Source organism: Atopobium sp. (genome assembly GCF_034113385.1).
Taxonomy (GTDB): domain Bacteria; phylum Actinomycetota; class Coriobacteriia; order Coriobacteriales; family Atopobiaceae; genus Atopobium.
Genome location: NZ_JAXEXL010000002.1, coordinates 39,991 through 61,207, shown reverse-complemented (window position 1 = coordinate 61,207; position 21,217 = coordinate 39,991). Strand labels below are relative to the sequence as shown.

Here is a 21,217-nt window from a genome sequence, read left to right as displayed (position 1 = left end):
GCTATCCCTCTACCTTAACAATGGGCGCAAAACCCTTCATGAGCTTTTTCTTCTTTCCTGTACGGCTAAAGACAACCTCAATAGTGTCTCCATCCACAGCAGTTACCACACCAGGACCAAACGTCTTGTGAGAAACGTTATCTCCCGCAGCAAAGCTTTGTGAATCCGTACACTCTGTACGAGCAACGCTGTCTGTAGCAAAGTCCGCAAAACTCGAGCCCGTATGAGCACTTTTGTGAGCACCCAAGTTAGATGAACGGGTAGCAGCACCAAAGACACGCCCACCATACATATCAGAGCCTTGCCCAGAACCATAGGTTCCCCGGCGGTCACCACGCTTTTCCCAACCCACTCCCGAGAAGGCATATGAACCTACACCTACCTTGGTAATATGCTCCTCTGGAATCTCGTTAAGAAAACGACTGCGTGGATTAGCCTGCGTAGAGCCGTACGTTCGGCGAGTTACGGCATAGGTAAGATATAAACGGCGCTCTGCTCGTGTAATAGCAACGTATGCTAAACGGCGCTCTTCTTCCAATGATGCAGGATCTGCTTCATACGCAGTATGTGGGAAAATGCCATCCTCCATACCCGCCACAAAGACAACGGGAAACTCAAGGCCCTTAGCAGAGTGAATGGTCATCATAGTAACTGCACTTGTAGAACCTGCAAGAGAATCCAAATCACTGCGCAGGGCAAGCCATTCTATAAGAGCTGGAAGTTTTTCTGCTGCCACAGGAGGTCGCAGGTTGGCAGCCGTAACGGCGCTACCTGTTGCAGCTATACCAGAGGCATCAAGCTCGCCGACAGGTATAGCACCAGCCTCTTTGAGTTGCTCGATAGATTCAAGTGTTTCTGCCGCGTCTTCATGATCTTCATCAAACTCCGCTGCAACACCAAAGAATTCCTGCACGTTCTCGATGCGGCCGCGCGACTCCATAGTATTCTCGGCTTCATACGCATGAATAATGCCGCTTTTCTCGACAATAGCTTCTACTACATCTGCCAAATCCCCAGAAAGGTGGCGGCTGGATTCAATAGCATTGGTAAACTCCGCCAGGGCATTGCGCACCTTAGTGGATAGTAGGCCCACTTCAGCCACACACGCCTGCGCGGCACTAAAGAAGGAAATGCCCTGAGAAGCTGCATACTCTGCAATCTTATGTATGGACGTAGTGCCAATGCCGCGCCGTGGTGTATTGATAACACGAAGAGCTGCTACGTCATCATCGGGATTAACAACCAGCTTGAGATAGGCCATTACATCACGAATTTCTTGACGATCAAAGAACCGTGTTCCGCCCACAATCTTGTAAGGGACACCTGCACGCAAGAGCATGTCTTCTAAAATACGGGATTGTGCATTTGTACGATAAAATACCGCAATGTCATCGTAGCTTGTGCCTGCATCATGGACTTTATCGATTTCTGAGCCAATCCAACGACCCTCATCGCGCTCATCGGCAGCTTGATATACCCGCACCGTATCCCCATCACCACGCGACGTAAACAAGCGCTTTGACTTGCGACGCGAGTTATTGGAAACCACGGCATTTGCTGCTGCCAAAATATGACCCGTAGAACGATAATTCTCTTCAAGCTTAACTACCTTGGCATCTGGATAGTCCTTCTCAAAGTCCAAAATATTTTGGATATCTGCACCACGCCATGAGTAAATGGACTGATCATCATCACCAACAACCATAAGATTGCGCGTACGAGCTGCCAACAAATTGGTAATTTTGTACTGCACATGGTTGGTATCCTGGTACTCATCCACAGAAATCTGCACAAAACGCAGCTGATATTTTTCTAACACATCGGGATGTTTGGACAACAACTCATACGCATTAACAAGAAGGTCATCAAAATCCATGGCGTTTGCGCGCAACAAACGACGCTGCAGCTCAAGGTAAACCTGTGCACTTTTGCGCTCAAGCGGACTTTGTGCCTCATCACTCATGTGCTCAGGAGTAATTAGAGCGTTTTTAGCAGCGGAAATCTGAGCGCGAATAGCAGTAAGTGGGAACGACTTAGGCTCAATATCCAAGTCATTCATAATGGCTTTTATCAGACGTTTTGAGTCATCATCATCATAAATAGTAAAGTTTGGCTGAAAGCCAAGACAATCCGCATCCTCGCGCAACATACGCACGCACATGGCATGAAACGTGCATACCCACATGCCGCGTGTGCCATTGGGAAGCAATGCATTAAGACGCTCACGCATCTCTGCGGCAGCCTTATTCGTAAAGGTAATAGCCAGAATTTGCCACGGACGCACGCCTTCATCTGCAATCATATGTGCAATACGATAGGTAAGTACACGCGTCTTACCCGAACCAGCCCCTGCAAGCACAAGCAATGGACCAGACGTACAGGTTGCAGCTGCACGCTGAGCCTCATTAAGGGTGGCTAAATCAATGCTTGGCCTGGCAACAAATAAAGAATCTTGCTCGTTAGACATGTATGCTCCGCAAAAATCAAATCTGAGTGCAGCATGGTGCCCCATGAAGCACCGCTTGTGTTACAAACTGTTTTACGGACTAAGTCTAACGGTGTGTTCGGACATTTTTTCTCTCAGAAAGCCAATTCGCACGATAGCCAAAGCTCAACTGGGTAAATATCACCGTAAAGCACACCAGAGCCTCAAGTTGAAATGGATACCACGTTGGAACAATGGATTATGAGCCATTTGGCTCCCGGTGCAACCGACTTAACAAACCCCAAAGACCGTCGCGCTTACGGCGCTGCCGCCGCGCTTGCAGGCATTGGCTTTAACGGAGTTTTGTTTGTGTTTAAAGCACTTGTTGGCCTGCTATCCGGTTCAGTTTCTATCTTTGCAGACGCCGTTAACAACCTCTCTGATGCAGGCGGTAATATCATTTCCCTCTTTGGCTTTAAGTTGGCTGCTAAACCAGCAGATCTTGAGCACCCCTACGGTCATGGTCGCTATGAATACCTAAGTGGCCTGGTTGTTGCTGTTATTGTCATGGTCATTGGCGTGGAGCTGTTCAGAACATCTCTTGAGAAGATTGTAAGTCCTACACCTGCCCACTTTGGTGTTCCCGCTGCTCTTGTCCTTGTTGCGTCCATCATAACCAAACTGTATCTATCTTCGTTTAACGAGTCCGTTGGTGAGAAAATCGATTCTAGTGCGCTTATTGCCGCGTCAGTAGACGCGCGCAATGACGTTATTAGCACCTCAGCTGTTTTAATGGCAAACCTGTTATCTGCACTTATCGGCTTTAATTTTGATGGCTGGGCTGGCCTAGCTGTTGCTACATACATTGTATATAGTGGTTTTGGCCTGATTAAAGATACTATCGATCCGCTTTTGGGATCTGCGCCAGACCCTAAGCTGGTGAAATACATCCATGATGCCATCATGAGCTACGAAGGTGTCTTGGGCACCCATGATCTTATGGTGCACAACTATGGCCCTGGACGAGTGTTTATCAGCGCTCATGTAGAGATGGCAGCAGAGCTTGACCCCTTACAAAGCCATGACACCATAGACAACATTGAGCAACGCTTTCAGGAAGAAGGCATTGTGTGCGTATTGCACTATGATCCCATAGTAACTAACGACCCCAATCTTGATGATTTGCATAACTGGATTGCACGGCGCGTGCGCTCTATTGATCCACGTCTTACCATTCATGACCTGCGCTGCGTCCCTGGTCCCACGCACACCAACATTATTTTTGACTGTGTGCGCCCCCTTAATTTGCCTATGACCGATGAAGAGCTCAAACAGGCAATTGCCCAGATGGTCATGAAGCGCTATCCACAAGCCATGTGCAAAATTACTATCGATCAAAACTTCTTGAGCATCGAAGTATAGAACCTAAAAACGCAGGAAGGATTGGGATGTCTTACCGCTCTACCACGCAGCTTGACAAAGCTGTTGTGCGCCGTACGCTCTGGCGTTTTTGGTGCGTGACTAAACTTAAACCAGGTGCTGCCGCCTTAGCAGTCTTTACTTCTATTGCGTATGTAGTGCTTCTTACCTACATAAATACTTGGGTCATGAGCCTTATTGTAGACCGCGTCCAGGCATCTTTTGTTCCCGCCAACCGCGTGTGGCAAGTATTTGGTGGCTACATACTAGCCCTACTTGCCGTTAATGCTGTAGGGCAGATTTGTTCCAAACTGCAAGATTACTCGGTATACAAACTGGAAATTAACGGAGACTACCAGCTCTCCCGCCTGTGTTTTGACACACTTTCCAACCAATCCATGACCTTTCATACCATCCGTTTTGGTGGCTCACTTGTATCGCAAACCACACGGTTTATGGGCGGCTATTCCGCCCTGGTTGATGTGGTGGTGTACTCACTTATTCCTACGCTTGCCTCAGTTGTTTGCACGGTTGTTATGCTAGCTCCTGTGGTCCCCTCTTTTGTAGTGTTACTAGCCATCATGCTCGTGCTTTATGTGATTGTTGCCACCCGTATGTACCAGCGCATTGTCCCTCTATCTGTGGAGACCTCCGCAGCGCAAAACAAACTTTCTGGCGTCCTTTCTGATGCAGTAACCAACATTTTGGCTGTTAAAACATGTGGCCGAGAAGACTTTGAAAAACAGCTCTTTAACGACGCAGATACCCAGGCTATGACCGCTGCCAATCGCTCCATGCGCGCCATGATGCAACGCGGCTTTACCACGAGTGGTCTTATTACCATCATCATGCTTGTTACATCTATTTTTGTAGCCGGCGGCAACGCATGGTTTGGCATTTCCGCTGGTACACTGGTTATGATTTTTACCTACACCTACCAGTTGTCCATGCGTTTTAACTACATCAATTCCATGATGCAACGAATTAACCGCGCCATCGGTGACGCCGCAGAAATGACCAAAATCTTGGATGAGCCTCGCTTAGTGGAAGACGATCCTGACGCACAACCTCTTGTTGTTACCAACGGCACCATTGATTTTGATCATCTGGGCTTTGCCTACATAGATGCCGCTCAAAACGATAAGGTCTTTGAAGATTTAAACCTACACATTCCTGCTGGTCAACGCGTTGGTTTAGTTGGCCACTCTGGCTCTGGCAAAACCACGCTTACCAAGCTTTTGCTGCGCTTGTCTGATGTCCAAGATGGACACATCTACATTGATGGTCAGGATATTAGCCATGCCACACAGCAAAGTTTGCGCAGACAAGTGGCATACGTACCGCAAGAGGCGTTGCTGTTTCATCGCTCCATTAAAGAGAATATTGCCTATGGCCGTCCCGACGCGTCTGACGAGCAAATCTATGAGGCCGCACGTCAGGCAAATGCACTCGAGTTTATTAACCATCTTCCTGCGGGTATGGAAACCATGGTTGGTGAACGTGGGGTTAAATTGTCTGGCGGTCAGCGCCAGCGCATTGCCATTGCGCGCGCCATTTTAACTGATGCCCCCATCTTAGTGTTGGATGAGGCAACCTCTGCTCTTGACTCAGAAAGTGAAGCCTTGGTACAGAGCGCGCTGGTAAACCTCATGAAAGGCCGTACTGCCATTGTGGTTGCCCACCGTCTGTCTACCGTTGCGTCTTTAGACCGCATTGTGGTTTTATCTGACGGCAAGATTGTTGAAGATGGCACGCATGCACAGCTTGCAGAGGCTGGCGGCGAATATTCCAAGCTGTGGAACCGCCAAACCGGCGCATTTTTGGATAGTGCCGAGGGTTAATTGCGATTAATCAGTAACAAGCACTTGCCTAAAACCAATACCGCAATTCTCCAGCACGCGGCGCGCAATCAAATTATCGGTTGTACCGTTGTATTTATCGGATGAGTACACGACCTCGCCAATACCTGCCTGAGCCAACATCTTGGCGCACTCATGACAAGGGAACAGCGTTACGTACACCGTAGCGCCCTGCATGTCCTTAAGGTTGCCACGATAATTCAAGATGGCATTTGCCTCAGCATGAATCACATAGCTATGTTTATCGTCCAAAGGATCGCTCGAATCACCCCAAGGAAACTCATCATCAGAGATTGCAGAAGGGGTGCCGTTGTAGCCCACCGACAAAATGCGATGATGCTTGTCAGCAATGCAAGCACCAACCTGCGTGCGCGGATCTTTGGAGCGCATGGCCGCTGCCAGAGCAACCCTCATAAAGAACTCGTCCCAGCTAATAACATCATTGCGCTTATCTGGCATATGACTCCCCTATACTCTTCCAGCTAGCCTTTGCAAACCCGCCTTGTCTACAATCCTAATCCCACTTTGACCCACGCGCTCAACCAGCCCAAGATCACACAATTCACCAACCTTGCGGCTTGCCGTCTCACGACGCATACCGCACGCAGCACCCAAATCATCCACCGTTAGCTCAATGGACTCTGATTGTAAACGCGCCGACCGCTCCAACAAAAACGCTGCCAATCGTACCAGCGGATTCTTTTGAGCAAGCATAGCATTTCGCTCGTTTGCCTGACGCAACTTTACACTCATCGCCTGCAAAATCGCCAACGCTACAAAAGGCTGATGCTCCACCAAATCCAGCACCTGTTGTCGAGAAACCCGTCTATACTCCACGTCATCCAGCGCTTGCGCAGTATAGGGATATGCTGCCCCATCTACCAGCAACGCCATACCAATGGTTTCTCCAGCGCTCACCACATCACGCACCAACTCGCGTCCGTCGGGCAGCACAGACACCAAGCGCAAGCGCCCCGAGTCTACCAGCCACAACGTGTCGCAAGCCTCTCCGACATGAAACAGATTTTGTCCACGTTCCAGAGTGCCTGCCGTTGCCTGAGCAAACAACAGCTGACGGGCTGCATTCCTCTCTACCCTTGACGCACTTGATACGCTTGATACGCTTGGTTTTTCCATCTTGCAGCTCCACGTTCATAGCATCTCTGCACGTTTGCCATACTCATCCCTATACCCATCCTCACGTGTAAATCTATACATAAAGCTATGCGCAAATCCCGTGTGATTGGGCATAGTTCTGCATTTGGGTATAAACTACCTGCAACGTTATGCGATTAGCATAAGAAGAGCTTAAAAAAAATTATTGACATCTCTTCTCATTGTCCTAGTATGAAATTGGTTTTCGATTTCATATTGAAAACGAGAAAGGTTCCTGCTATGCCTCAGCGCGGCTCTTATAAAACTCGTCAGCGAGAAGACATTCTCGCTTGCCTGAGCAATAACACTCAGCGCTACCTCACGGTAGACGGTGTGCATGAGGCCCTCCGTGCGGCTGGCAGCGAAATTGGTCGTACCACGGTGTATCGCAATTTGGAGCATCTGGTTGCCAAGCACGAGCTCCTTAAGGCCATCTCTCCTCGAGGTGAAGCACTCTATCGCCTCTCCCCCGAGCAAAATGCAGCTCAGCTCGTTTGTTTGGAGTGCGGCAAGGCATTTCCCCTTGCTTGCAACATGGTGGATGACTTTACCTCGCACATCAAGGCTCACCATGGCTTTGAGGTAGATTCGCACAAAACCGTTTTATATGGTACTTGTCCTGATTGCCTTTCTCACCACACCAATCACTAGGATTTGGAGAAGAGCATGCACAAGAACATGACGCGCGCTGATTTTTTGCGTTTGAGCGGAGCTACGGCATTGGTAGTTGCCCCTGCCTTACTAGGACTTTCGGGCTGCAATAAGCCTACTGCCACCAATGGTGCTGCCAGCGGCTCTAAGCTGCAGGTACTTGCAAGCTTTTATCCCATGGCAGACTTTGCTCAAAAAATTGGTGGCGATAAAATCGAGGTTAAGACACTCGTCCCCACTGGTACCGAGCCCCATGATTGGGAACCTTCCACTTCTGACATGGTTCGCTTTACCGATGCCAAACTGCTCGTGTATAACGGAGCTGGTATGGAGCACTGGGTAGATGACACCCTCAAGAGCCTAGGCAGTAACGCTCCAGAAGCGCTGGCTGCATCCGATGGCATTACTCTGCTCGAAGCCGCCAAAACAGACCCCGAACATGAGCATGAAAAAGAGCATGATCATAAGGAAGAAGAACATGATCATGACCATGGCGCCTATGACCCTCATGTTTGGCTTGACCCGCAAAACGCCAAGGCAGAGATGAAAAACATCATGAATAGCCTGGTTAAACTTGACTCCGCCAACAAGGATACTTACACTGCCAACTTTGCTAAATGGGAAGCTGAATGTGACAAGCTAGATGCCGAGTTTGCTGAGCAGCTTAAAACCACTTCTCAGAAAACTGTTGTGGTTTCTCATGCCGCTTTTGGGTACCTTTGTAACAGGTACGGTCTGACCCAGTACTCCATTGGAGATATTGATGCTGAAGCTGAGCCCGATGCAAAGCGCATGGCAGAGATTGCGGATTACGTTAAAAAGAACAAGGTAACCACTATCTTTAGTGAAGAACTGGTAAGCCCCAAAGTAGCTAAGGCAATTGCCGAGGAAGCTGGCGCAAAAATGGAGGAATTCAACCCACTCGAGGGCTTGAGTGATGATGAAATTGCTGCTGGCGAAGATTACTTCTCGGTCATGCGCTCTAATCTCAAGAAGCTGGTAGGTGCTCTTTCGTGATAAACGACCCGCGCGGTGAATATAGTACTCTTGCCGCGCCGCCCTTATCGCTTACTCAGGTAAGTGTGCGTTTGGGCAAAAAACAAATAGTGTCCAACGTATCTCTCACGCTCAACTGGGGAGATACGTTGGTTTTGCTTGGAGCCAATGGCGCAGGTAAATCTACGCTCATAAAAACTGCCATTGGTGAGCTTATTCCTCAAAAAGGAACCGCAGAGCTTTTTGGCATTGATGCTTCACGCTTTGAAAACTGGGGACGCGTTGGCTATGTTCAACAACTACCACCCACCAGTGCCCTTCGCTTTCCTGCTACTTCTTTAGAGCTTGTGCAAGCAAGTTGTACAAAAATACGCGGCAGTAAGGCTCGTCGTACCCGTGCGTATGAGGCGTTGGAACAGGTAGGTATGCAGGACTTTGCCCATCAAATCATTGGTAGTCTCTCGGGAGGGCAATTGCAGCGTGTACGACTGGCAGCATCTATGGCCTCTTTGCCTGATCTTCTTATTTTAGACGAGCCAACTACCGGCATTGACCAGCAAAGTACCCATGACTTCTTTGAACTCATTGACAGCATTAAACAGCAGCGTGCGCTGTCAATCTTGCTGGTAACGCATGATCAAGATGCCATTAACCTTGCTGGTGGCAGTTGCATGATGCTAGAAGGCGGTTGTCTGCATGCGTCCACGTCTTCTTGTAGTAAGCAGGAGGTCTAAATGTTAGCGTACGCATTTATGCAGCGTAGCCTTATCATTGGCCTGCTGCTGGGCATTGCGCTACCACTTATTGGCGTAACGGTAGTACTGCGCAGACTTTCCATGGTAGGTGACGCACTGTCTCATACTTCCCTTGCGGGTGTAGCCGCTGGCCTTATTGGTGGCGTTAATCCCGTATTTGGTGCGGCAGCCGCCTGTTTAGCTGGTGCGTTTTGCGTTGAAGCTATTCGCAGCCGCTTTAAGGAGCAATCCGAACTTGCTGTTGCTGTGGTACTTGCTGCTGGCATTGGTTTGGCTGGCGTGCTATCTGGCTTTGTCCCGAATGCTGCAAACTTTAGTGCTTTCTTATTTGGCAGCATTCTCACGGTATCTAACGAAGAAACCTTGTTTGTGCTTGGCATTACGGTAGTTGCAGTAGTCTTTTGTATTACTGCACGTCGCTCACTGTTTTTGCTTGCCTATGATGAAACTCAAGCACGCATTTCTGGCGTCAACTTACCCGTCATGAATGCTGCCTTTGTAGCGGTAACTGCACTAGTAGTTGCCGTAGCTTCACGCACGGTTGGCTCACTCATGGTCTCATCAATGATGGTAATTCCTGTTGCCTGCGCACTCCAATTAGCAAAAAGCTGGAAGATTACCTGCATAGTTGCTTGTAGCGTAGGAGTTGTTTCCACCCTTGTTGGCCTTACCATTTCTTTCTACCTTGGCCTTAAACCAGGCGGCACCATTGTGCTGCTTTCTGTAGCACTTCTCGTTATTATTTTTGCACTTCGCTCACTGGCTCAGAGGGTTTCCTGCCAAGACTAATGCCTTGACTTACCTACATTTCCACGTAGCCCTTTTGCACCAGCACGGGCTATACGCCAGTACGATTTACATGCCTAAGCGGGCTACACGCCTGCACAGATTACGCAATGCTAGTTACCGTATAACCCGCTTGCTCAACAGCCTTAATAAGCTTATCGTCAGATACCAACAAGCCTGCATCAAGCGTTGCAGTTTTGCTATCAAGTGAAACAACAACGTTCTTTACGCCACGCACGCCCTCAAGCGCCTCGGTAACGTGAGCAGCACAGTGTTGGCACATCATGCCGTCAATAGAAAGTGTCTTACGCGCCATAGGAGTGTTTCCTTTCTCTTGTGCCTCATACGAGGCAATAGTACTAACTTCATTGATTGGACGTGCAGAAGCTGCGTCTCCTGCATCGGCTTCAGGCGCTGTGGTTTCTGTCTGAGCTACATCCGTCGCGCTACTGGGCTTCCAACCAAACAAGCGTAAGGCATTAGATACCACAAACACGGACGAGAAACCCATGGCCAAAGCGCCAATCATGGGATTAAGCGTAATGCCAAAGGGGACCAAGACGCCCATAGCCACTGGAATACAAATAACGTTATAAAACAGCGCCCAGAATAGATTCTGATGAATGTCAGCTACCGTGGCACGTGATAGCTCAATGGCCGTTGCCACATCTGCAGGGTTGGAATGCATGAGCACTACATCAGCAGAACTTATCGCAATATCTGTACCAGCACCAAGAGCAATGCCCACATCTGCGCGCGCTAAAGCTGGAGCATCATTGATTCCGTCGCCCACCATAGCAACTGTTTTACCAGATGCCTGAAGTTCTCGAATCGTATGTTCCTTTTGATCAGGAAGTACGCCCGCAATAACTTCGTCTATGCCAACTGCCCGTGCTACCACACGCGCCGTCTTTTCTTGATCGCCCGTAAGCATAATCGTGCGAAGTCCTAATGCATGCAGCTGATCCACAGCCTGAACAGACTGCGGCTTTAGAGCATCGCTCACAACAATCATGCCCAAAGCACGATTCTCTACGCCAAAGAACAAAGGCGTAGCGCCCTGCTCCATGCTTGCATCGGCATAAGCAAGCAGCTCTGTAATAGCAATGTTATGTGCTTGCATATGACCTGCATTGCCTGCAAATACGCTCTTGCCTCCTATAGAAGCACTCAGACCTGCACCCGCTACTTGAGTAAAATCTTCCACGGCATCCATATGCTGTACGCTGGTGCTCATGTTTGTATCGCTGGCAAGCTCAGCGAGTTTCTCGGTAGCATATGTAACAAGGGCTTTTGCCAAAGGATGTTCAGATTTAGACTCAATGGCCAGCGCATAGCTTAAAAGCTCAGACTCATCCACTCCCTGAGCAGGAATGACAGAGACAACACTGGGCTTGCCTTCCGTAATCGTGCCTGTTTTATCAAACACAACGGTATCTAACGTGCCTGCAGTTTCTAGCACTTCTGCACCCTTAATAAGGATGCCAAACTTGGCGCCACGACCCGTGCCCACCATAACCGCAGTTGGTGTAGCTAACCCCAACGCACACGGACAAGAGATTACAAGCACCGACACAGCATGGTTAAGCGCCACCGCCCCTTCTCCAGGAGCAAAGATAAACAGCCATGCTACAAAGGTAAGTGCTGCTATAGCCATAACTGTAGGCACAAACACGCCGGCAATACTGTCTGCTACCCGTTGAATAGGCGCCTTGGTGTTGGTTGCCTCATCTACCAAACGGATAATACCTGCAAGAGCAGTGTTTTCTCCAACTGCATCGGCACGCATAGTAAACCAACCAGTCTGAGAAACCGTAGCACCAACCACATGCTCGCCCACTTGCTTGCTTACCGGAAGAGGCTCACCCGTAATGGCAGACTCATCCAACACGCCCGAGCCCTCAAGAATAGTGCCATCTACCGGCACAGACTCTCCTGCACGCACAACAACTACATCGCCCACAACTACCTGGTTGGTAGGCACAACAACCTCTGCACCATCACGCACAACCGTTGCAGTCTTGGGCGCCAAATCCATAAGAGAAGACAGAGCGTTTGTAGTCTTGCCTTTAGCGCGTGCCTCAAAAAACTTTCCCAAGGTAATGAGTGTCAAAATCATAGCTGCAGAATCAAAGTACAACTCATGTGCCACATGAGCCACCAGATGAGTCTGGCCAAATCCATACGCCCACATAATTTGGAACAAGCCTGCCAAGCTATAGCCATATGACGCAGCGGAACCCAACGCAATCAGTGCATCCATATTGGGAGCTAAGTAAAACAAAGACTTAAAGCCCGTTACAAAGTATTCGCGATTAACAAAAAGTATGGGCGTAGCAAGCACAAGCTCTAACAACGCACGAACTCCCATGCCTTGCATAGTGTCTAAAGCAAACGGTAACGGCCAACCAAACATAGGGCCCATAGCCACATAAAACAAAGGTATCGAGAAAACCATTGACCAGATAAGCTGTGTGCGCTTATGGTCAATAGCCTTTTGTGCATTTACAGCAGGATCAACCGTTGCAGCTGCTGCCGTGCTTGTACCAACCCCGAAGCCAGCATCGGCTCCCAGATCCTGGCGCACAGTGCGAGGCGTTGCACCATACCCGGCCTTATCGATAGCTTGTACAATGTTGTGAATTGTTTGAGCGCTGCCGTCATAGCTGACTTCCATCGAGTTTTTGAGCAGGTTAACCTGCGCGCTAAGCACACCGTCAACCGCCTGAGCAACACGTTGCACACGCGCCTGACATGCAGCGCAAGTCATACCCTCAATATCAAATACCTCAACTGCCGCTTGGGCCTGAAGCTCATTTTGCTTACCCATAGTACGTCCTTACGAGAACTTCTTAAGCAGGTCCACCACTTCAGAGACAACTTCCGTGTTACCTTGCTGAATTTCCTCAACCACACAGCTTTGCAGATGGTCCTCTAACAACATGCGCGACACCGCTTTGACGGCACTTTGCGCTGCCGCCAACTGCACGAGGACATCACCACAATAACGACCTTCATCAATCATCTGCTTAACACCATTAAGCTGGCCAATCGCACGATTAAGACGCGTTGTTGCATCCTTTACCAGCTGCTCTGAACGCGGCGTATGTTTTAAGTGACGCGTGGGGCATTCTGCCATGTCTGTTCCTTCCATATACCCCTTGGGGGTTTATTAGCTTGACACTACTATACCCCATGGTGGTATGTCTAAACAAGAAAGTACGCGGATACTGTGTGCACCAATATGTGCACCGATACATATAAATTAACGAGGAAACCGCACCTCAAACACCGTGCCTTGAGGAACGTTATCTTCCACACGGATTTCTGCACCATGCAGCTGAGCAATATGCTTAACAATTGCCAAACCAAGGCCAGTACCGCCTGTATCGCGAGAAGAACTTGTATCCACACGATAAAAGCGCTCAAACACTTTTTCGCGCAATGCACAAGGTATGCCCACACCCGTATCTGACACAACCAGACAAGCGTGCTGGTCATCATTGGTATGTGCGCGTACCACTACCCTTCCGCCATCAACGTTATAGCGCACAGCATTCTCTATAAGATTGAGGACAAGTTCGGAAATCAGTCGTGCATTGCCGGTAATAACCACGTCCTCAGTAAGCACAGCTTCATCAGATATGTCTACCACAAGCGTGACATTACGACGCTCTGCCTCGACTTTTACGCGCTGAGCAGTCTCGTTAGCAATACGCGCAAGTGAAACCGATTCAGAAAAATCAATAGCCATAACACTTGAATCTTCCAAATGTGAAAGCGCCAACAAATCATCAACAATCTCACGCATATGAACAGCTTCTGCATGAATCAAGCGAGCAAATTGCGGAACATCTTCTGGAAGTGCCAATCCACCTGCAATGAGCTCGGCATACCCCGAAATAACGGTAAGAGGTGTTTTAAGCTCATGAGAAGCATTTGAGGTAAAGCGACGGCGATCCGCGTCCTTCTCGGAAAGACGAATTTGCTGGTCTTCTATACGACCCAAAAGAGGACGGAGTTCTTTTGGTACCTGCGCTGTGTTGGGATGATCAAGATCAATAGCATCAAGTTTGTGTACAAAACCACGTGCCACCATGCGCCCCGCAATAACCGAGACGATGCTTGCACCTACCAAAACAGCCACCAAAAACGGAAGTATGGTAAAAAACACACCCCAAATATTGGATTGTGCAATACCCACGCGCAATACCATGCCATTATCCAAAAGCACAGCTCGATAGATGCTCTCCTCACTAAGCGTATCTGAGCGGCGAGCGCTGGAACCCTGCCCCGTTACCATGGCATGTTTTACTTCTGGTCTATCTGCATGGTTCTTAAGCGTAGACGCGTTAGCAAAGTTGTCGTAGACAACGGCTCCATCATGTTCAATAAGCGTTACGCGTACATACGCAGGTGCAATCTTGAGTTGGTTTTTAATAACGGTAACATCATCACCGTCAGAACCATTCACTGCTGATGCCAGCGCCTCTGTGCGCATGAGTACTTCTGCATCGGTCTGAGAATCAATAAAAGAATATGCCGTATACGACAGTATGACAGCAGCTAAGAGCACAATAACAGTCACAACAACCGCAATGCTTAAGGCAATGGTGCGAGCAATGCTTTTCTCTTGAGACACACCCACAAACATTACCGTCCCTGCACCCTATAGCCAACGCCATGGACAGTCTCTATGCACTCAGCAGCCGCCTGATCAATATCAGCAATCTTTTTGCGAAGCGTCAAAATATGAGCATCAACCGTGCGCGTCTCATACCCATCACGATACCCCCACACATGCTCAAGCATCTGCGTGCGCGTCAGTACAAACCCACGTTTTTCCAAAAGATAGCGTAAAAGCTCAAACTCCTTATGGGTAAGACGTACTTCTTTGCCCGCAACACAAACTTTATACCGACCTGGATCAAGTGTGATGCTGCCCACCTCTAACAGCTGAGCTTCATGCTGTTCTTGCGCTGGCACAGGCTCGTCTGTTATTAGCGTCGCACTTGGCTGCACCTGGATATCTTTGCGTGTTTGTGCATGACGACGCGCGCGCTCGTCTCGGCGCAATAACGCACCCACACGGGAAACAAGCTCCATCATGCCAAAAGGCTTCGTAAGATAATCATCTGCACCAGCATCAAGCCCTTTGACCTTATCGTACTCAGTGCTTTTTGCCGTAAGCATCATCACGGGAATATCTTGAGTAGCTTGATTTGCGCGCAACTGGGTAAGAACATGCACGCCATCCTCTTCAGGAAGCATGACATCTAACAGAATAAGATCGGGAACGGTAGTTTTAAGCGCTGCATAGAGCTCTGCCGCGCGAGAAAACCCACGAGCCTCATACCCAGTACGCTCAAGCGCATAGAGCGCGAGGTCACGAATGTGTGAGTCATCTTCAAGATAGAAAATCATGAGGTATGTTCCTATCAGATGCGTTCCGTCTTATAAATCCCTTCTAATTTATATTCTAGCCAGTTACAAATATTTTTTGAATGGTCACCAATGCGTTCAAAATATTTTGCAATCATGAGTGCGTCAACAAGCATGGGAACAGGCCCTTCTTGATGACGGATTTCTGCAACAATCTTCTCGCGAACGCTGTTAAAAGAGGTGTTAACGTCTTTATCGCGCTCTATAACCAAACGAGCCTGTGCCCCATCATTTTTGGAATATGCTTCCATTGCTGCATGCACCATATGCTGAGCACGACGACCAAGCGCCACCATACTGTCTTGTAAGCCCTGTTTAGGAGCCCATGAACCCGCCATGAGTATCTCGGCAATATTAGCAGCCTGATCTCCAATGCGTTCCATATCACCAGCAATTTTAAGAACAGCAGAAACGTGGCGCAAATCCGTTGCAACAGGTTGTTGCATCAAAAGCAGCTTAAGACACAACGACTCAATCTCACGCTCTTGATGATCTATGTCATCATCACCTTCAATAACGCACTCAAGGATTGCTTCATGGGGATTTTCCAGCATATCAACACTTTGCGTAACAGCATCTTCAATAGAAGTTCCCATGACAAGCGTTTGTGCATCAAGCATCTGAAGTTGCGCATTAAACCTATTTCTCATGTCTTATCCAAACCTTCCAGAAATGTAATCTTCGGTACGTGTATCTTGCGGATGACTAAACAACGTATGCGTGCCAGAAAACTCAACCATAGTGCCCAGCAGGAAAAACGCACATATATCTGAAATGCGTGCTGCTTGTTGCATGTTGTGGGTAACCATCACAACGGTATAGTCGCGCTTAAGCTCTTGGCTCAAATCCTCAATCTTGCCCGTAGAAATTGGGTCCAAAGCGCTTGTTGCCTCATCTAAAAGTAACACTTCAGGCTCAACAGCCAGTGCACGCGCAATGCATAAACGCTGTTGTTGTCCACCAGAAAGACCAAGGGCACTCTTGTGTAAACGATCTTTAAGCTCATCCCAAATAGCCGCTTTCTTGAGGGATTTCTCGACAATTTCTTCGAGCTGTGGGCGATTGCGAATACCATGGGTTCGAGGACCATACGCAACGTTATCAAAGACACTCATGGGAAACGGATTGGGCTTTTGGAAAACCATGCCTACGCGCCGACGAAGCAGATTCACATCACAGCTACGTGCGTATATATCTGTATTGTCAAGCATAACAGTGCCTTCAATGCGACACCCCTCAACCAGATCATTCATGCGGTTGAACGTCCTGAGCAACGTTGATTTACCACAGCCCGAAGGCCCAATAAAGGCCGTAATCTTATGAGCAGGAATGGACAGAGAAATGTCATGCAGCGCATGAAACGTCCCGTAGTACAAATTGAGATTCTGAACACCAATTTTTTGAGTCAGCCCCAATGAAGGAGCTTTTTCTTGCTGAGTTATGACTTGCATTGTTGTTATGCTGTCGTGCAGCAGATATACCTGGTACACCCGCTTAAAGCACGACTCCTCCTTCTCTTAAAAGCTGTATACCATGTATGTCTTACTTGTTGTTCTGTGCCATTTTCTGAGCTACAAAAGATGCCAAGCCATTTACCAAAAGTGCAAGTACCAGCAAAATTACTGCCGTTGCATACGCTGCATCAAGGTGCATGCCTTCGCTTGACGTGACATACATATGAACCGCCATCGTGCGCGCAGACCCAAACACATCCAAAGGAACCTGCGCAATTGTGCCTGCTGTAAAAATCAATGCTGCAGACTCACCAATAATGCGGCCAATAGAGAGGATGACGCCTCCCAAAATACCTGCCATAGCACTGGGCAACACGACCGAGAAAACCGTGCGAAGACGCCCAGCACCAAGTCCAAAACTGCCCTCACGATACGAATCATCAACGGCAAGCAAGGCTTCTTCTGTTGTACGCATAATGGTTGGTAGAACCATGATAGAAAGCGTCATACAACCAGAAAGCAATGAAAGACCCCACCGTAAGAAGGTAACAAAAAACAGCATGCCAAACAGCCCATATACAATCGAAGGGATGCCGGTAAGCGTTTGCGCTGCAATACGTACCACACGAACAAAGGTATTGCCGCGAGCGGTGTACTCAACCAAAAAGATTGCAGCCATAATGCCTAAGGGAACCGCAATGGCAAGCGTGAGCAACACCGCGAGTAACGTATTAATAAGCGCGGGAACCATCGAGGTATTCTCGGAGGTATATGTCCACGCAAACATACCCGCGTTAATGCTGGGAATGCCCTTAAGAAGGATGTATCCCACAATAGTTACAATGGTAAGCCCACAAAAAAGTGCTGCCATCCGAACAAGAACTCCAAGCACTCGTGAAGAGATTTTTCGGCGCGGCGCGGTGCCGCTATAGATCCCACTCATGCAGCACTCCTTGTCTTAAGGGCAGTAACAACCAAATTGATAAGCAAGACAAAAACAAACAAAACAACGGCAGTGGCGATAAGTGCATCGCGATGCACATCTGCCGCATAGCCCATTTCTAAAACAACATTTGCAGTAAGCGTGCGAACACCGCGCACCATGCTTGTTGGAATAACAGGCTGATTACCTGCAACCATTACGACTGCCATGGTCTCACCAATAACGCGACCTATGCCAAGCGTAATGGCAGCCAACACACCTGAAGAAGCGGCGGGCATAATAGTGCAAAACACTGCGTGCTCATGATCTGCGCCCAGCGCGCGTGCTCCCTCGTAGTAACTGTTTGGGACCGAGTCCATGGCAGTCTTTGAAACCGAAACGATTGTGGGCAAAATCATGATTCCCAAAACAATACTGGCAGTAAGAAGACTCATTCCCTGAACATGGAAACTTGCGCGAATAAGAGGAACAAGCACCATCAAGCCAAAAAATCCAAAGACAACAGAAGGAATCCCTGCAAGCAAATCAATGCCGTGCGCAAGTACTTTGGACATACGAGGCTTTGCAAATCTAGAAAGATATGCGGCGGTAAGAATGCCTAAAGGCACACCAATAAGCAGCGCGCCAAACGTTACATACACACTTCCCAAAACCATAGGAAAGATACCGTAGAGCTCTGATGAAGGTCTCCAAATCCTGCCAAGTAAAAACTTGGCAGGACCAATGGTGCTCAAAGCAGGTGCGCCACCCGCAAAGAGAAACACGCAGATTAAAATGACCGCACAGATTGAAACGGCTGCAGCTAGGGCAAACAATGCTTTTGCAATACGTTCCCAAGCCGTGTTTGCTTTTGAAAGGTGGCGCATACTTGTTATGCCACCTCCGACCAATCAGATACTTCACCCAAATAGATGGAGCGAATCTGATTGGAGGTAAGTTTGGTATGAGCATTATCTTTGTTGATAATTATTGCAATGCCATCTATAGCAATACTGGTTGCAGAAACACCCTTTGCTTTCTCGGAATCCTTAAGCTCACGAGAAGCCATACCAAGGTCGCATACGCCATCAAGCGCACCCTGAATACCCGTAGACGAATCGGATTGCTGGACTTCAACAGATACTTGAGGATTGAGTTTTTGATATGCCTCTGCAAGTTTTTCCATAACGGGAGTCACAGAAGAGGAGCCCGCCACAACAATCTTGCCGCTGGCCTGTGTTGCGGTATATGCCTGGGGCTTGTCTACAGCGCACACATACCCGTTATTCTCAACAATCTTTTGTCCATCAGAAGAAAGAATAAAGGCAAGAAAATCTTTTGCATTGTCACTTAGCTGAGCACCAGTAACAACATTGAAGGGACGTGCCACTTTATAGGAGCCATCTTTAACGGTGGCGGCAGAAGGCTCTACTCCATCAACCGTAACAGCCTTGACGGTATCATTCAAAGCACCAAGAGAAATGTAACCAATAGAGGCCTTATCGCCAGCAACGGTAGTCATAACCGTTGCTGTAGAGTTACTGACCACAGCACTTGCGGTAGTGGCGTCATTGCCCTGCTTATCCTCAATGTTAAGCAGCTCGGTAAAGGCACCACGAGTACCAGAACCATCCTCGCGAGAAATAACAGAAATTGCACCAGATACCCCTGATGAAGCACTACTAGAAGGCGCCTGAGAAGAACAAGCACTTAACCCAACAAGAGCTACCACACAACTAATGACGGTCACAACACAGAACAATCCACGTAACCTTGCAGCGCCTTGCATGAGCTTTTTTACCATATGCGAACCACTCCTTTTGTTGGTATGTTGAACGATACGAACGCTCAACTAAAACAATAGAAGTAGCATGTCAAACGCAAGTTTTTAAAATGTCAAATATTTGTAAAGCTCAGCACAACAAGAAAAACAAACAGCGTATTAGTGAGGAAAAATAGCAAGGACACAGTTTATAAGGCCAAGAACCACAAAGATAACTGAGGTCAGCTTACTGCTCTTTTTGGGGTTGATTATAAGCTCCGTTACACCAAACGTAATAAAACACATGCCCAGCGTCATTTGCTGCATGCGGTAGTTATACATCTTCAAACCTATGGAAGCTATGTTGTAGCCAATCAAAATAAGAAGGCATGACAGCTCAATTGCCGTACCTACAGGATGCGCATAAAAACGAGCCTTTAGTTTATTCATACCGACACCACCACAGAGAATATCGCTTGCCCTATTACCAGAACGCCCAACACAATGCCCAAGATGCACTTCAGTTTGCCCAAAGTATCCAACTGTGCAAAAGCAAAGCGTATATCGTTTACGCTATAGGCAATAAAGAATGTTCCTACAAGCATTTGCAGTACCTGCGCAGGCAAGCCCTTAAATTGATAACGAGCCAAACACCAAGCAAGCACAAGCACCACACCAATCCCTATGGTTATGCGCTTGTAGCTCAGTTTTCGCGCATACTCCTCGCGAAACCTTTGATCTTGAACAGCCTTCTTCATGCCCCATCCTCTATGCCTTACAAAACCACACCAAATCGTGCATCTAACCAGTGGTTCTAATCATAAAGGATTGACTTGCTTTACACATCACCCATCGCCTCTCGAGAAGCCCAGCGGAGGCAGCACTGGATTATCGGCACAAAAAACCGAGGTGACACGTATTGTGCAACCTCGGCACCAGCATCCCAACGCTCACAAGCGGCTGGTTATAAGAGAAACGTATTGGTTGATAAGCCCTTAACGAACCACTCGTACGCGAGTGCCGTCATCTGCGGGTTTATCATCAGGAGCAGCAGCAATGCCACCAAATACCATTTGTGCAACAAGCGTAAAATCCTCAGGGACATCAAACATCTCTGCAAGCGTACTATCAATAACAGGGTTGTAATGCTGAAGATTGGCTCCAATGCCCTTCTCGGCAAAAGCAGACCAAACGTTAGACTGCAGCATACCGTTTGCTTGGTTGGCCCAGATGGGGAAATTTGCTGCATACGAAACAAACTGCTCTTGGAGCGCATGTACCTTGTTTTGGTTAATGTAAAACAATACGGTGCCAGCACCGGCTTTAAAACCATCGATTTTCTCGCGAGAAACCTTGCCGCCAAATGCGTCATATATGGCATCCCACAGCTCATCGTGCTTCTTGCCCATAACAACAATGGCGTGGGCGCTCTTCATATTAAAGGCGTCGGGAGTAAGTTCAGTCGCACGCTTAACAATGTCCACTACTTCCTCATCAGAAAGAGGAAGATGCTTGTTGAGTGCATAAACAGAACGGCGTTTCTCAAGAGCATCAAACAAAGACATACTCAAATCCTTCCTTGTATGGCCGG

21 protein-coding genes are annotated in these 21,217 nt (G+C 48.3%); 6 read left to right on the top strand and 15 right to left on the bottom strand.

Annotated elements, in window-relative coordinates; translation table 11 throughout:
- Position 1 precedes the first annotated feature (1 nt).
- The gene (locus SPD80_RS00505) at positions 2-2,467 is read right to left on the bottom strand and encodes an ATP-dependent helicase (protein ID WP_320827946.1); all 2,466 of its coding nucleotides are present in this window, start codon (positions 2,465-2,467) and stop codon (positions 2-4) included.
- 204 nt (positions 2,468-2,671) lie between these two features.
- Between SPD80_RS00505 and SPD80_RS00500 the strand changes: the two genes are divergently transcribed.
- Positions 2,672-3,847 (top strand): cation diffusion facilitator family transporter, encoded by a 1,176-nt coding sequence (locus SPD80_RS00500; protein ID WP_320606048.1) that lies wholly within the window; start codon positions 2,672-2,674, stop codon positions 3,845-3,847.
- Between the two features lie 26 nt (positions 3,848-3,873).
- Positions 3,874-5,685 carry an ABC transporter ATP-binding protein gene (locus SPD80_RS00495; protein ID WP_320827944.1) on the top strand — a complete coding sequence of 604 codons (1,812 nt, stop codon included), beginning with the start codon at positions 3,874-3,876 and terminating at the stop codon, positions 5,683-5,685.
- Positions 5,686-5,691: 6 nt separating this feature from the next.
- Here the strand turns inward: SPD80_RS00495 and SPD80_RS00490 are convergent, their stop codons facing one another.
- Together SPD80_RS00490 and SPD80_RS00485 are read right to left on the bottom strand one after the other, a co-directional pair.
- A complete protein-coding gene (locus tag SPD80_RS00490) occupies positions 5,692-6,162 on the bottom strand; it encodes a dCMP deaminase family protein (RefSeq protein ID WP_320827942.1) in 471 nt (156 codons plus the stop codon).
- Between the two features lie 9 nt (positions 6,163-6,171).
- Positions 6,172-6,840, bottom strand: coding sequence for a Crp/Fnr family transcriptional regulator (locus SPD80_RS00485; protein WP_320827939.1), 669 nt, complete (start codon positions 6,838-6,840; stop codon positions 6,172-6,174).
- Between the two features lie 258 nt (positions 6,841-7,098).
- On the opposite strand from SPD80_RS00485, the gene SPD80_RS00480 reads away from it, so the two are divergent.
- Genes SPD80_RS00480 through SPD80_RS00465 form a run of 4 tightly spaced genes read left to right on the top strand, consistent with a single transcriptional unit; the run spans position 7,099 to position 10,049 of the window.
- Positions 7,099-7,509: a transcriptional repressor gene (locus SPD80_RS00480; RefSeq protein WP_320606052.1), complete on the top strand. Its 411-nt coding sequence runs from the start codon at positions 7,099-7,101 to the stop codon at positions 7,507-7,509.
- A gap of 15 nt (positions 7,510-7,524) precedes the next feature.
- Positions 7,525-8,526, top strand: coding sequence for a metal ABC transporter substrate-binding protein (locus SPD80_RS00475; protein ID WP_320606053.1), 1,002 nt, complete (start codon positions 7,525-7,527; stop codon positions 8,524-8,526).
- Complete coding sequence (locus tag SPD80_RS00470; RefSeq protein ID WP_320827937.1) at positions 8,523-9,239, top strand: metal ABC transporter ATP-binding protein; 717 nt, start codon at positions 8,523-8,525, stop codon at positions 9,237-9,239. Before SPD80_RS00475 ends, SPD80_RS00470 begins: the two co-directional genes overlap by 4 nt.
- Positions 9,240-10,049, top strand: a complete 810-nt coding sequence (locus SPD80_RS00465; RefSeq protein ID WP_320606055.1) for a metal ABC transporter permease — start codon at positions 9,240-9,242, stop codon at positions 10,047-10,049.
- A gap of 100 nt (positions 10,050-10,149) precedes the next feature.
- On the opposite strand, the gene SPD80_RS00460 is transcribed toward SPD80_RS00465, so the two are convergent.
- The 12 genes from SPD80_RS00460 to SPD80_RS00405 form a co-directional block, all read right to left on the bottom strand.
- Positions 10,150-12,876, bottom strand: coding sequence for a heavy metal translocating P-type ATPase (locus tag SPD80_RS00460; RefSeq protein WP_320827935.1), 2,727 nt, complete (start codon positions 12,874-12,876; stop codon positions 10,150-10,152).
- Positions 12,877-12,885: 9 nt separating this feature from the next.
- Positions 12,886-13,185 (bottom strand): metal-sensing transcriptional repressor, encoded by a 300-nt coding sequence (locus SPD80_RS00455; protein WP_320606057.1) that lies wholly within the window; start codon positions 13,183-13,185, stop codon positions 12,886-12,888.
- A 126-nt stretch (positions 13,186-13,311) separates the two neighbouring features.
- Positions 13,312-14,688: an ATP-binding protein gene (locus SPD80_RS00450; RefSeq protein ID WP_320827933.1), complete on the bottom strand. Its 1,377-nt coding sequence runs from the start codon at positions 14,686-14,688 to the stop codon at positions 13,312-13,314.
- Positions 14,689-14,699: 11 nt separating this feature from the next.
- Complete coding sequence (locus SPD80_RS00445) at positions 14,700-15,470, bottom strand: response regulator transcription factor (RefSeq protein WP_320606059.1); 771 nt, start codon at positions 15,468-15,470, stop codon at positions 14,700-14,702.
- Between the two features lie 14 nt (positions 15,471-15,484).
- Positions 15,485-16,138 carry a phosphate signaling complex protein PhoU gene (phoU, locus tag SPD80_RS00440; protein ID WP_320827931.1) on the bottom strand — a complete coding sequence of 218 codons (654 nt, stop codon included), beginning with the start codon at positions 16,136-16,138 and terminating at the stop codon, positions 15,485-15,487.
- Between the two features lie 3 nt (positions 16,139-16,141).
- Complete coding sequence (pstB, locus tag SPD80_RS00435) at positions 16,142-16,939, bottom strand: phosphate ABC transporter ATP-binding protein PstB (RefSeq protein WP_320827929.1); 798 nt, start codon at positions 16,937-16,939, stop codon at positions 16,142-16,144.
- Between the two features lie 91 nt (positions 16,940-17,030).
- Positions 17,031-17,885 (bottom strand): phosphate ABC transporter permease PstA, encoded by an 855-nt coding sequence (gene pstA, locus SPD80_RS00430; protein ID WP_320606062.1) that lies wholly within the window; start codon positions 17,883-17,885, stop codon positions 17,031-17,033.
- The gene (pstC, locus tag SPD80_RS00425; RefSeq protein WP_320606063.1) at positions 17,882-18,751 is read right to left on the bottom strand and encodes a phosphate ABC transporter permease subunit PstC; all 870 of its coding nucleotides are present in this window, start codon (positions 18,749-18,751) and stop codon (positions 17,882-17,884) included. Before pstC ends, pstA begins: the two co-directional genes overlap by 4 nt.
- Positions 18,752-18,756: 5 nt before the next feature.
- Entirely contained in the window at positions 18,757-19,668 is a 912-nt protein-coding gene (locus SPD80_RS00420) for a substrate-binding domain-containing protein (protein WP_320606064.1), read from the bottom strand.
- Between the two features lie 138 nt (positions 19,669-19,806).
- Positions 19,807-20,076 (bottom strand): hypothetical protein, encoded by a 270-nt coding sequence (locus SPD80_RS00415; RefSeq protein WP_320606065.1) that lies wholly within the window; start codon positions 20,074-20,076, stop codon positions 19,807-19,809.
- Positions 20,073-20,384: a hypothetical protein gene (locus SPD80_RS00410; RefSeq protein ID WP_320606066.1), complete on the bottom strand. Its 312-nt coding sequence runs from the start codon at positions 20,382-20,384 to the stop codon at positions 20,073-20,075. Before SPD80_RS00410 ends, SPD80_RS00415 begins: the two co-directional genes overlap by 4 nt.
- Before the next feature lie 237 nt (positions 20,385-20,621).
- Positions 20,622-21,191: a nitroreductase family protein gene (locus SPD80_RS00405; protein ID WP_320606067.1), complete on the bottom strand. Its 570-nt coding sequence runs from the start codon at positions 21,189-21,191 to the stop codon at positions 20,622-20,624.
- Positions 21,192-21,217 lie beyond the last annotated feature (26 nt).

Bases quoted from the DNA above. Each gene is read 5' to 3' on its own strand.
- SPD80_RS00505 (WP_320827946.1), bottom strand. From the start codon at position 2,467: ATGTCTAACGAGCAAGATTCTTTATTTGTTGCCAGGCCAAGCATTGAT.
- SPD80_RS00495 (WP_320827944.1), top strand. From the start codon at position 3,874: ATGTCTTACCGCTCTACCACGCAGCTTGACAAAGCTGTTGTGCGCCGT.
- SPD80_RS00490 (WP_320827942.1), bottom strand. From the start codon at position 6,162: ATGCCAGATAAGCGCAATGATGTTATTAGCTGGGACGAGTTCTTTATG.
- SPD80_RS00485 (WP_320827939.1), bottom strand. From the start codon at position 6,840: ATGGAAAAACCAAGCGTATCAAGCGTATCAAGTGCGTCAAGGGTAGAG.
- SPD80_RS00480 (WP_320606052.1), top strand. From the start codon at position 7,099: ATGCCTCAGCGCGGCTCTTATAAAACTCGTCAGCGAGAAGACATTCTC.
- SPD80_RS00475 (WP_320606053.1), top strand. From the start codon at position 7,525: ATGCACAAGAACATGACGCGCGCTGATTTTTTGCGTTTGAGCGGAGCT.
- SPD80_RS00465 (WP_320606055.1), top strand. From the start codon at position 9,240: ATGTTAGCGTACGCATTTATGCAGCGTAGCCTTATCATTGGCCTGCTG.
- SPD80_RS00460 (WP_320827935.1), bottom strand. From the start codon at position 12,876: ATGGGTAAGCAAAATGAGCTTCAGGCCCAAGCGGCAGTTGAGGTATTT.
- SPD80_RS00455 (WP_320606057.1), bottom strand. From the start codon at position 13,185: ATGGCAGAATGCCCCACGCGTCACTTAAAACATACGCCGCGTTCAGAG.
- SPD80_RS00445 (WP_320606059.1), bottom strand. From the start codon at position 15,470: ATGATTTTCTATCTTGAAGATGACTCACACATTCGTGACCTCGCGCTC.
- phoU (WP_320827931.1), bottom strand. From the start codon at position 16,138: ATGAGAAATAGGTTTAATGCGCAACTTCAGATGCTTGATGCACAAACG.
- pstB (WP_320827929.1), bottom strand. From the start codon at position 16,939: ATGCAAGTCATAACTCAGCAAGAAAAAGCTCCTTCATTGGGGCTGACT.
- pstA (WP_320606062.1), bottom strand. From the start codon at position 17,885: ATGAGTGGGATCTATAGCGGCACCGCGCCGCGCCGAAAAATCTCTTCA.
- pstC (WP_320606063.1), bottom strand. From the start codon at position 18,751: ATGCGCCACCTTTCAAAAGCAAACACGGCTTGGGAACGTATTGCAAAA.
- SPD80_RS00420 (WP_320606064.1), bottom strand. From the start codon at position 19,668: ATGGTAAAAAAGCTCATGCAAGGCGCTGCAAGGTTACGTGGATTGTTC.
- SPD80_RS00415 (WP_320606065.1), bottom strand. From the start codon at position 20,076: ATGAATAAACTAAAGGCTCGTTTTTATGCGCATCCTGTAGGTACGGCA.
- SPD80_RS00410 (WP_320606066.1), bottom strand. From the start codon at position 20,384: ATGAAGAAGGCTGTTCAAGATCAAAGGTTTCGCGAGGAGTATGCGCGA.
- SPD80_RS00405 (WP_320606067.1), bottom strand. From the start codon at position 21,191: ATGTCTTTGTTTGATGCTCTTGAGAAACGCCGTTCTGTTTATGCACTC.